This window comes from Actinosynnema sp. NPDC023658, assembly GCF_040639995.1.
Classification (GTDB): domain Bacteria; phylum Actinomycetota; class Actinomycetes; order Mycobacteriales; family Pseudonocardiaceae; genus Actinosynnema.
Genome location: NZ_JBFAAX010000188.1, coordinates 1 through 10,515, shown reverse-complemented (window position 1 = coordinate 10,515; position 10,515 = coordinate 1). Strand labels below are relative to the sequence as shown.

The following is a 10,515-nucleotide window of genomic DNA, read 5'->3' as shown; positions in this document are numbered from 1 at the left end:
CCGCGACCGCGCTGCTCGCCTCCCACCTGCGGCCGGACCGGCCCGAGCTGTTCTGGGCCGACATCGCGCTCGACCTGTCCAACGCCACGCTGGGCCCGCCGCGGGTCCACGCGCCGAGCCGGTCGGCCGTCGCGCGGCACCGCTCGGCCTGGATCTCGGCCAGGTGGACCTGGAGGTAGGCCTGCTTGAGGCCCTCGCGGGCGCGGTAGGCCAGCGCGGACACGCCGTTGGCGGTCAGGCCGAGCAGCGGCGCGACCTCGGCGGGCGACTGGCCCTCGATCTCGGTGTGCCACAGCACGGTCTGCCAGCGCTCGGGCAGCCGGGCGAACGCCTTGGCCGCCAGCGACCGCTCCAGCCCGGCCACCGCGGTGTCGGAGAACGGCACGCTCGTCGCCTCGGGCGCGACCTCGGCCACGTCGTCGGCCAGCTCGACCTTCTTGTCCCGCCGCGTCTTGTCGTAGGCGGTGTGGCGCAGGGCGGTGAGCAGGTAGGCCCGGAACGCCGAGTCGGGCCCGCGGCCCGCGCGCAGCGCGTCCAGCACCTTCGCGAAGGCGTCCGAGACCAGGTCGTCGGCCTCTGCGGACGAGCGGGCCAGCTGCCGGGCCAGGTTGTAGGCGGCGGCCACGTGGCGCTCGTAGAGCTGCCCGTAGGCGTCGATCGCCCCGCCGCGCACGGAGTCGATCAGCTCCGCGTCACTCGGTCCCCGGACGTCGGCAGGAACGGTCGCCACGTGTTTTTCCCTCCCCTGCGCTCCCGCGCGGCGCCAGTCTGACGCACCGGATCGCACACCGTCACCTCAAACCGCTCGACCGGGTGGGGCAAGTGCCGTCATGGATGAGTCGCGGCGACGTCCCGTGTTCGGAAACCGACGTCGAGGAGGCATCCGGGTGGGTGTTCGTGAAGCGGTCACAAGCCGTTCGGGCGCTGACGGGTCGCGCGCGCTGCGGTGGAGGTGGCGGACCGCCACGATCGCGGCGGGCTGGGCGTTCCCGGCCGACTGGGCGCTCGCGGAGGTGGACGACGTGTGCCGCGCCGTGCTGGGCGAGGGCGACCCCTGCCGCGAGCTGTACCGGCTGGGCGGGGCGCGGGCCGAGGCGGGCGCGGGGCTGGCCGAGACGCTGCTCGACCTCGCGGCGCTGCACGCGGTGCTCGCGCAGCCGCCGGGGTCGACCGGTGTCGTGCCGGCGGACGTGGACGCGATCCCGGCGCGGATGCTGCGGTCCACCGCGCTGGGCTGGGGTGACGTGATGAGCCGGCAGGCGGCGAGCTGCTCGGCGGACGACCCGCTGAGCGGCCTGGCCACGCCGGCGTACCTGCGCACGAGGTTGCGCGAGGTGTACGCGGAGGCACGGGCGCTGGGCCGCCAGGAGCACGTGCTGGTGCTGGTGTCGCTCGACCTGAGCAGGACGTCCGGCTGGTCGCGCGTGGTGGCGATGACCTTGTTGGCCGACGCGTTGCGGGAGGTGTTCGACGCGGGCGAGACGGTGGCCTCGATCGGGCCTTCGGTGGCGTGCGTGCTGCTGCGCCGCGACCGGCACCTGGCGCGGGCCGTGGCCAACCTGCGGGTGCTCACGGCGGACAGGCTTGCCGTCGACCCGCACGTCGCGCCGACCGGTCCGGTGGGTGTCCGGCTCGAAGAACTACCCCCGACCTGCGAGGACGCGGCGGCGTTGATCGCCCGTCTCGGGCGATCGGAGCACTGAGACCCCGGACGCCGCACCCCCTGTCCGGCGTCCGCACTGTCCCCTTCCCCCCAGGAGCCCGGTGCCCGCCTCCCCGGTGCACCGGGCTCCGCCCTTCCGACAGGGCCTGCGGGCTACCGCTTGGAGATGATCCAGCGCTGGTCGGTCCGGTCGGACTCGCACGGCGTCAGGATCAGTTCCTTGTAGACGCCGTTGTGCGTGACGCAACGGCCCGTGTTGTCCGACTCGAACAGCCAGGAGTGGTAGCCGTCGGGGGACGTGCCCACCCACCGCTGCTGCGGGGAGCCGTTGCACGGGCGCCCGGCGAGCTTGTCGTCGATCGCGGTGGCGCACCAGCCGTACTTCTTGTCCTGGATGGTGTTGTCGTCACTGTTGATGTACCACCGCTGGTTGGCCTCGCCGTGGTACGGGTGCGGGATGATCGGGAACTGGGGGTCCCACGCCCAGTTGGTCTGGTCCCACACGTCTCCCGGCCGGGTGACGCTCTCGAGGACCCACTCGTCCTGCTGGGCGTCGACCTCGTCGGCGTTGGAGGTCGGTGCGACGAGCAGCGCCGAGCCGGCCACGACGACGGCGGCGAGGATTCGTCCGAATGCCATTCGCTTTCCTTCCGGTGCGGTGTTCGCGTGCACCGTCGAGTAGAAGCGCGGATCGGGCCGGGCGTGCGGCGAAAACGCCTAAAGGGGCATCAATCGACACGGCCGGGTCGGGGTGGGCGTCGTGCCCCGTCACGTACCGGCCACGTCCTCGCCACGCCGTCCCCCTGTTCACGTCTTGACATCGCCCGGCCGTTGCCGCACGGTGTTGCAGTGTCTTAGTTGAGTAGAACAATCTGGAGGCCTCGGTGGAGTTCCGCATCGACCGGTCCAGCGGCCTCCCCGCGTACCTCCAGCTCGTGCGCCAGGTGCGTGAGGCGCTGCGCCTGGGCTGGTTGGAGCCGGGAGACCGGCTGCCGACCGTGCGCGATGTCGTCGCGAGGAGTGGTGTGAACGCGAACACGGTGCTCAAGGCCTACCGGGAGCTGGAGCTGTCCGGCCTGGTGGAGGCACGTCAGGGCTCGGGCACGTTCGTCAAGGCCGGCCTCGGCTCGACCGAGCCGGAGGTGATGGCGGAGCTCAGGGGGCGGCTGGCCGAGTGGGTCCGCGCGGCGCGGGAGGCCGGGCTGGACGGCGAGGACATCGACGCGCTGGTGCGGTCGGTCCTCACCGGCGGGGACGGGGATCAGACGACAGCGGGGGAGGGGGTGGCGGTCCGTTGAGCACCGGGGTCGAGCACGTGGAGCGCACCGCCGTCGCGGTGAGCGCGAAGGCGTTGGGCAAGCGGTACCGGGCCAAGTGGGCGTTGCGGGGGTGCGCGTTCGACCTGCCCGCGGGCCGGGTCGCGGCGCTGGTCGGCGCGAACGGCGCCGGCAAGACGACGTTGATGACCGTCCTGGCCGGACTCCTCGACGCCGATGAGGGGTCGGCGCGCGCGGTGGGCCGGGTGGCGTTCGTGTCGCAGGAGAAGCCGGCCTACCGGCACTTCACCGCGACCGAGGTGCTGCGCCTGGGCGCGCGGCTGAACGTCGTGTGGGACCAGGCGCGTGCCCTCCGCTGGCTGGCGCGCTTCGAGGTACCGCTGGACGAGGCGTGCGGCAGGTTGTCCGGCGGGCAGCAGGCGCAGGTGGCGTTCGCGCTGGCCGTCGGCTCGCGGCCGGACGTGCTGATGCTGGACGAGCCGCTGGCCAACCTCGACCCGCTGGCCCGCCGCGAGGTGACCGCCGAGCTGCTGGGCGAGGTCGCGCGGACCGGCATGACGGTGCTGCTGTCCACGCACGTCGTGGCGGAGCTGGCCGGCGTCGCGGACCACCTGCTGCTGCTCGCGCACGGCCGGCTGCTGGCGGGCGGCGACCTGGACGAGCTGCTGGCCGGGCACGTCAGCTACACCGGACCGCGCTCGGACACCCCGCCCGCGCTGGGCGAGGTCGTCCTGGCCCGGCACCACGACAACCAGTCGACGTTCCTGGTCCGGCTCCCCGAGGGGCAGCCGCGACCGGCGGTGGCGGGCCGCTGGGTCGAGCGCCCGGTGACGCTGGAGGACTACGTGCTCGGGCAGCTCGAAGCCACCCGAGGGGATGCCGAACGGAAGGGAGCGGGCGCATGACCGCCACCACGACCTCCGCGCCGGTGACCGCGCGGCGCGTCCGCGTCGGGTGGGCCGACCTGGCGTGGCTGACCTGGCGGCAGCACCGCTGGGTGGTCCTGGGCACGGCCGTCGCCGTCGTCGGCACCGTCGCGCTGTCGCTCGGCATGGCCCTGCACGTCGACGCCACCGGTGACACGCACGAGCTGCTCGGCCGGTTCGGCTACGTCGGCGTCGCGCAGCAACTGGCGCTGGTGCCGATGGTGTTGGGCCTGGTCATCGCGCTGTTCTGGGCCGCGCCCCTGCTGTCGCGCGAGTACGAGCAGCGCACGCACCTGGTGGTGTGGAGCCAGGACCTCACCGCCCTGCGCTGGCTGGCGGGCAAGGTGGTGCTGCTCGGCGCGGTCGCCTCGGCGCTGGCCGCCGGGCTCGGCCTGGCGCTGGTCAAGCTGATGAACAGCCTCAACGCGGCGGACACGGCCTACCCGCGGTTCCAACCGTTCGACAGCCAGCCGTTCGAGGCGGCGCCGCAGGTGCAGGTCGGGTACGCGCTGTTCGGCTTCGCGCTCGGCGTGGCGTGCAGCGCGATCACCCGGCGCACGGTGCCCGCGATGGGGGTCACCCTCGTCGTGTTCCTCGTGGTGCGCTTCCTCGTGGCGCGGGTGTGGCGGCCGTACTTCCTGGTGCCGCTGCACCGGGTGGGGCCGTACGACGAGTACGCCGCTTACTGGAGCCTGCACACGGGCTCCGACGGCTCCTGGGTGATCGACCGGGGTTACGCCGACGTGGCGGGCAACGAGACGCCTTTCCCGACCGGGTGCGAGAGCGCCCCTTCGAGGACGGACTACGCGCGGTGCCTGGACGAGCACGGTGTCCGGTTCATCAGCGACTACCACCCGGCGGACCGGCTCGTGCCGTTCCAGTGGTTCGAGTTCGCGATCTTCGCCGTGCTCGCCGCGGCCCTGTTCGCGCTGGCCTTCGCGCGGGTGCGGCGCGCGCATCGGGTCTGACGGTTCCGGGACCGGGCGCCCGCCTTCGCACCGCGGCGGCCCGCCGAGGGGGTTCCGCGCGCCCGGCAGGCGCGCGGGACTTCCGTCACGCCTGTGTCGAGGCCGGTCCGGAGCATCCTGTTTGTGCAGGTAGAATCACGGACCCGTGGACTCCCGAACCCGTCTCCCCGTCGTCGGCATGATCGGCGGCGGCCAGCTCGCCCGCATGACGCACCAGGCCGCGATCCCGCTCGGCCAGTCGCTGCGGGTGCTCGCCGAGTCGGACTCCGACCCCGCCGCCCTCGTCGCGCGCGACGTGGAGCTGGGCAGGCACACCGACCTGGACGCGTTGCGCGCGTTCGCCAAGTCGTGCGACGTCGTGACGTTCGACCACGAGCACGTGCCGCAGGAGCACCTGCACGCGCTGGTGGCCGACGGCGTCAAGGTGTTCCCGGGCCCCGACGCCCTGGTGCACGCGCAGGACAAGCTGGTCATGCGCGTGCGGCTGGCCGAGATGGGTGCGCCGGTGCCGCCGTTCACCGCCGTGGAGGACGCGGCGGACGTGCTCCGGTTCGGCGCCGAGCACGGGTGGCCGTGCGTGCTGAAGGCCGTGCGCGGCGGCTACGACGGCCGTGGCGTCTGGATGCTCAACACGCCGCAGAGCGCGCAGCGGGTCGTCCCCGAGCTGCTCGCCGCCGGCACGCCGTTGATGGTCGAGCAGTGCGTGCCGATGCGCCGCGAGCTGTCCGCGCTGGTGGCGCGCTCGCCGTTCGGCCAGGGCGCGTCGTGGCCGCTGGTGCAGACCGTGCAGCAGGAGGGCATCTGCGTCGAGGTGCTGGCCCCGGCCCCGGACGCGCCCGCCGAGCAGGCGCAGGAGCTGGCGCTGCGGATCGCCGACGAGCTGGGCGTCGTCGGGCTGCTCGCGGTGGAGCTGTTCGACACCGAGGACGGTCTGGTCGTCAACGAGCTGGCCATGCGCCCGCACAACTCCGGTCACTGGACCATCGAAGGCGCCCGGACCTCGCAGTTCGAGCAGCACCTGAGGGCCGTGCTGGACTACCCGCTCGGCGCGACGGACCTCGTCGCGCCCGCCGTCGTCATGGCCAACGTCCTGGGCGCGTCCTCGCCGCCCGAGATGGGGCCGGACGAGCGGCTGCACCACCTGTTCGCCCGGTTCCCCGACGCGCACGTGCACCTGTACGGCAAGACGGAGCGACCGGGGCGCAAGATCGGTCACGTGACGCTGCTCGGTGAGCGGATGGACGACGTGCGGCAGCGGGCCCGGCTCGCCGCCCACTGGTTGTCCGACGGCGTGTGGCTGGACGGGTACGACATCCACGGAGGGCAGCAGTGACGCAGGTCGGCGTGATCATGGGCAGCGACTCGGACTGGCCGGTGATGAAGGCCGCGGCCGAGGCGCTGGCGGAGTTCGACGTCCCCTACGAGGTCGGCGTGTACTCGGCCCACCGCACGCCGCAGCGGATGCTGGACTACGCCGCGACGGCCGCGTCCCGAGGGGTGCGGGTGATCATCGCGGGCGCCGGTGGCGCGGCGCACCTGCCCGGCATGGTGGCGTCGGCCACCGTGCTGCCGGTGATCGGCGTGCCGGTGCCGCTGAAGTACCTCGACGGGATGGACTCCCTGCTCTCGATCGTCCAGATGCCGGCCGGCGTGCCGGTGGCTGCGGTGTCGGTGGGCGGCGCGCGCAACGCCGGTCTGCTGGCCGTGCGGGTGCTGGCGGCGTCCGACCCGGAGCTGCAGAAGCGGATGGCGGAGTTCCAGTCGTCGCTGGCCGACCTCGTGCTGGAGAAGGACGCAGCGCTGCGCGCGGTGGCCCTCGGACCTGTTGCGGACGGCACAGCGGACAAGTAAGTGAACGCGCGCTAACATCCAGGGAGGACGCCCTACCGGGAGGTAACTCAACGTGGACCCGAGCTTCGGTACCTACCAGCTCGCCGAGGAGCACGAGGCGCTGCGCGAGGCGGTCCGGTCGCTGGCCGACAAGGAGATCGCGCCGCACGCGGCGGACGTGGACGAGCAGGAGCGCTTCCCGGTCGAGGCGTTGAACGCGCTGGTCAAGTCCGGTTTCGCGGCTGTGCACGTGCCCGAGGCCTACGACGGCCAGGGCGCGGACTCGGTGGCGACGTGCATCGTGATCGAGGAGGTGGCGCGCGTCTGCGCGTCGTCGTCCCTCATCCCGGCGGTGAACAAGCTGGGCACGATGCCGATCCTGCTGTCGGCGTCGGAGTCGCTGAAGCAGCAGGTGCTGCCGTCCATCGCCTCCGGCGAGGCCATGGCGTCGTACGCGCTGTCCGAGCGCGAGGCCGGTTCCGACACCGCGTCCATGCGCACGCGGGCCAGGCTCGACGGCGACCACTGGGTGCTGAACGGCACCAAGTGCTGGATCACCAACGCCGGTGAGTCCACCTGGTACACCGTGATGGCCGTGAGCGACCCCGACGCGCCGAAGAAGTCGCAGGGCATCTCGGCGTTCGTCGTGCACAAGGACGACCCGGGCTTCGTCGTGGGGACGAAGGAGCGCAAGCTCGGCATCAAGGGCTCGCCCACGCGGGAGATCCACTTCGAGGACTGCACGATCCCGGCGGACCGCATCATCGGTGAGCCGGGCACCGGCCTGAAGACGGCGTTGCGCACCCTCGACCACACGCGCCCGACCATCGGCGCGCAGGCCGTGGGAATCGCGCAGGGTGCCCTGGAAGCCGCCATCGCCTACGTCAAGGACCGCAAGCAGTTCGGCAAGTCGATCTCCGAGTTCCAGGGCGTCCAGTTCATGCTGGCCGACATGGCGATGAAGGTCGAAGCCGCCCGGCACATGGTCTACGTGGCCGCGGCGAAGGCCGAGAGGGGCGAGCCGAACATCGGCTTCATCACCGCGGCGGCCAAGTGCTTCGCCTCGGACGTCGCCATGGAGGTGACGACGGACGCCGTGCAGCTGTTCGGCGGCGCCGGCTACACCCGCGACTTCCCGGTGGAGCGCATGATGCGCGACGCGAAGATCACCCAGATCTACGAGGGCACGAACCAGATCCAGCGCGTCGTGATGTCGCGTTCCCTGCTCAAGGGCTGAACCGAATCGACCCCGAGGGCGGCCTGATCTTGTTGATCGGGCCGCCCTCGGCGCGTCTACGGAAAGCCGCAAGGTTTTCACGGCGTTATGACCGCGAGTAGCGGCTCTCTACTCCGATGGCCGAGTGTGCCCGGTGTTTCCGGCCCCTAGCGTTGCGTCCCGGTTCGACGGATCGAACCCCGGAAATCGCCGAATGGAAGCAGGGCTCATGAAAAGCATCAGGACCGCTGCCGTCGCGCTCGCGCTGGGTGTCGGGTTCGCGGTGTCGAGCGGTGCGGCCGTGGCCGCGCCCGCGACCACCAGCGGCGAGATCGGCATCCAGTGCACCCGCCAGTACGTGGTGACCGGCAACTCGACGCTGCGCAACAGCCCCGGCGGCGCGGTCATCGCGTACTCGATCACCGGTGACAAGTTCAACGTGCCCAGCCCGTCCGGCGTCTGGTACGAGGGCAACCTCTACGACCAGTACAACACCTACCTGGGCCACGGTTTCATGCTGGCCTCGGCCCTGGCGTACACCGGCACCTGCTTCTGATCGACATTTCCTGATCCACTACCGCGGCACGGGTGAAATCGCCGCGGAATCGGGGTGGTTCGCCGTGGGAATTGCGCGCGTGCCCGCGATCAGGTCCGGCCAGCCTCGTTGGTCCCGGCGGAAGGCCGGGACCACGAAGGCGCCGAGGACGACGAACGCGAGGACGCACACGTCCACGGCGAACCACCACGAGGTCGGAGCCAGGGCGGCGTAGGCGATCAGGCCGGTGACGCCCAGGGCTTCGCGCAGGGCGATCCGCAGCGGGTTGACCCGGCTGCCGTCCGCGTCGCGGCGTTCGTACCGCAGGAGCCACCCACCGGGCGTGCGGCCGGACGCGGACGGCAGGACGACGCGGAGCGCCACGGCGAGGCCGAGCACCCACCAGCGGTTGTCGTCGAAGATCAGGTGGGTGACCACGATCAGGATGATCACGTCCACCGCCAGGCCCATCAGGCGGCGGGGGACGGTCACCGAGTCGGGTGATGCGGTCGACGCGTCCGGGTGCGGCACGGCCGGGACGACCAGCGCTACCGGCGCGATCATCCAGCCCAGCAGGGAGCCGGCGGTGTTGGAGATCAGGTCGTCCACGTCCGCGATGCGGTACGGGCACGGGTAGAAGCCCAGGTTGCCGGAGTACTGCACGACCTCCACCGCGAGCGAGACGCCGAGGCCGATCGCGAGCACCGCCAGCGGACCGCGGCCGTAGGCCTTGCGCAGCACCACGCCCAGCGGCACGAACAGCGCCACGTTGAACGCCTGCTGGATGAACGCGGTCGACGTCACCATCGCCTGCGGACCCGACCGCCCCTGGTAGGCCAGGTTGTTGCGCATGTCCGTGACCCACTGGAACGGCGTGGTGGACAGCATCCGGGCGTCGCAGTCCACCGGCCCCGAGGGGAACGGCAGGAAGATCAGCGCCAACGCCACCAGCCCGTACGCCAGCAGCCCGTACAGCACCACGGCACGACGGGGCTCGACCCGGCCGAACCGGTAGTAGTGCAGGGCGATCAGCGGCAGCAGCACGAGCGCACCGACGCCCACGAACGCGGCGAAGCCAGTTCGGACTGACTCCAGGTACGAGCTGAGCATGGCCACCGATCCGGTTCACGGTCACGCGATGAAGGTCATCCCGCTCATTAACCCCAACGCGTCGTGCTCAAACCCGATCGGTGGTCGTTGCCGCCGAATGGACGCGCGGTCGGTCCGGCGGGACGAGCCGCTCGTCGTGCGGGGGGCTCAGCCGACCAGGTCCAGGGTCGTCTGCTCGCCGGCGCGACGGGTGGCCAGCAGGTCCGGCGCGGCGTTGCTGCACTGCACCAGCGAGCCGCCACCCGCGAGCACGGCCAGGAAACCGTTCAGCAGCCCGTCCGGCATGGCCCACTCCACAGTGGACAGGACGCGGGACGTCGACGTGATGCCCAACGTCGTCGCCCGCTGGTGCGCCTCCTCCACCACTTCGTCCACAGTGGAGCGAAGTAGCGCGGGCGTGGCGCCGGGAACCGGTTCCCACGGCATGAAGTCGTCACCGAACAGGCGCACGTCGTCGTTGTAGTCCACTGCCGCGCCGCTGCCCAAACCCATGGGGTGCAACGAGGCCACGGCCGTCACCGCTGCTCCGGGCGCCTCGCCGCCGGGTGCGACGACCGCCACCTTCGCGCCCGCCGGGTCGTTCGTCACCGCCGCGCCGCACCACCACGCGCCCAGCAGCACGCCGGCCGTCTGCCAGTGCGCCGGCAGCAGCACGGCCACCGGGTCACCCGGCTCGACGTCGTGCTCGTCGCGCAGCCAGTTCGCCGTCTTGGCCGCCCAGTTCCGGACGGTGGCCCGCGACAGCTCCACCCGCGTGCCCGCCGCGTCGTCGTAGTGCGTGATGAGGGGCCGGCCGGGGTTCGCCGCGAACAGGGGCGCGAACAGGGCATCCGTGACGGTCATGCGCCAACCTTGCCACGTTCCGCGCCGACCTCGCCCCCCACCCCGACCGCGAGAGTCCTACGTTCACGCGCCGAGAGTCCTACGTTCGTCACCCCTGAGTTCAACGCTCGCGGCTAACACCGTTCGCCGTGAGCGTTGAACTCAGGG

General features: G+C 71.9%; 12 protein-coding genes. 8 read left to right on the top strand and 4 right to left on the bottom strand.

Annotated features, from left to right (window positions below; genetic code table 11):
- The coding region (locus AB0G02_RS19995; protein ID WP_360796416.1) for a sigma-70 family RNA polymerase sigma factor at positions 1-730 on the bottom strand (730 nt) is incomplete at its 3' end.
- A gap of 157 nt (positions 731-887) precedes the next feature.
- Here AB0G02_RS19995 and AB0G02_RS19990 point away from each other — a divergent pair.
- Positions 888-1,703 (top strand): GGDEF domain-containing protein, encoded by an 816-nt coding sequence (locus AB0G02_RS19990; protein WP_360796413.1) that lies wholly within the window; start codon positions 888-890, stop codon positions 1,701-1,703.
- Between the two features lie 113 nt (positions 1,704-1,816).
- Here the strand turns inward: AB0G02_RS19990 and AB0G02_RS19985 are convergent, their stop codons facing one another.
- On the bottom strand, positions 1,817-2,302 hold the full coding sequence (locus tag AB0G02_RS19985; protein WP_360796411.1) for a ricin-type beta-trefoil lectin domain protein: 486 nt from the start codon (positions 2,300-2,302) through the stop codon (positions 1,817-1,819).
- A gap of 245 nt (positions 2,303-2,547) precedes the next feature.
- Between AB0G02_RS19985 and AB0G02_RS19980 the strand changes: the two genes are divergently transcribed.
- The 7 genes from AB0G02_RS19980 (at position 2,548) to AB0G02_RS19950 (ending at position 8,436) form a co-directional block, all read left to right on the top strand.
- Entirely contained in the window at positions 2,548-2,961 is a 414-nt protein-coding gene (locus tag AB0G02_RS19980) for a GntR family transcriptional regulator (RefSeq protein WP_360796409.1), read from the top strand.
- Entirely contained in the window at positions 2,958-3,845 is an 888-nt protein-coding gene (locus AB0G02_RS19975) for an ABC transporter ATP-binding protein (protein ID WP_360796406.1), read from the top strand. Before AB0G02_RS19980 ends, AB0G02_RS19975 begins: the two co-directional genes overlap by 4 nt.
- On the top strand, positions 3,842-4,834 hold the full coding sequence (locus AB0G02_RS19970) for a hypothetical protein (RefSeq protein ID WP_360796403.1): 993 nt from the start codon (positions 3,842-3,844) through the stop codon (positions 4,832-4,834). Before AB0G02_RS19975 ends, AB0G02_RS19970 begins: the two co-directional genes overlap by 4 nt.
- A 145-nt stretch (positions 4,835-4,979) precedes the next feature.
- Positions 4,980-6,167, top strand: a complete 1,188-nt coding sequence (locus AB0G02_RS19965; RefSeq protein ID WP_360796400.1) for a 5-(carboxyamino)imidazole ribonucleotide synthase — start codon at positions 4,980-4,982, stop codon at positions 6,165-6,167.
- Positions 6,164-6,685, top strand: coding sequence for a 5-(carboxyamino)imidazole ribonucleotide mutase (gene purE, locus AB0G02_RS19960; protein ID WP_360796397.1), 522 nt, complete (start codon positions 6,164-6,166; stop codon positions 6,683-6,685). Before AB0G02_RS19965 ends, purE begins: the two co-directional genes overlap by 4 nt.
- A gap of 52 nt (positions 6,686-6,737) precedes the next feature.
- Positions 6,738-7,901 (top strand): acyl-CoA dehydrogenase, encoded by a 1,164-nt coding sequence (locus AB0G02_RS19955; RefSeq protein ID WP_360796395.1) that lies wholly within the window; start codon positions 6,738-6,740, stop codon positions 7,899-7,901.
- A 208-nt stretch (positions 7,902-8,109) separates the two neighbouring features.
- Positions 8,110-8,436, top strand: coding sequence for a hypothetical protein (locus tag AB0G02_RS19950; RefSeq protein WP_360796392.1), 327 nt, complete (start codon positions 8,110-8,112; stop codon positions 8,434-8,436).
- 18 nt (positions 8,437-8,454) lie between these two features.
- On the opposite strand, the gene AB0G02_RS19945 is transcribed toward AB0G02_RS19950, so the two are convergent.
- Positions 8,455-9,525 (bottom strand): VanZ family protein, encoded by a 1,071-nt coding sequence (locus tag AB0G02_RS19945; RefSeq protein WP_360796389.1) that lies wholly within the window; start codon positions 9,523-9,525, stop codon positions 8,455-8,457.
- Positions 9,526-9,672: 147 nt separating this feature from the next.
- On the bottom strand, positions 9,673-10,368 hold the full coding sequence (locus tag AB0G02_RS19940) for a TIGR03089 family protein (protein ID WP_360796386.1): 696 nt from the start codon (positions 10,366-10,368) through the stop codon (positions 9,673-9,675).
- Between the last annotated feature and the right edge of the window lie 147 nt (positions 10,369-10,515).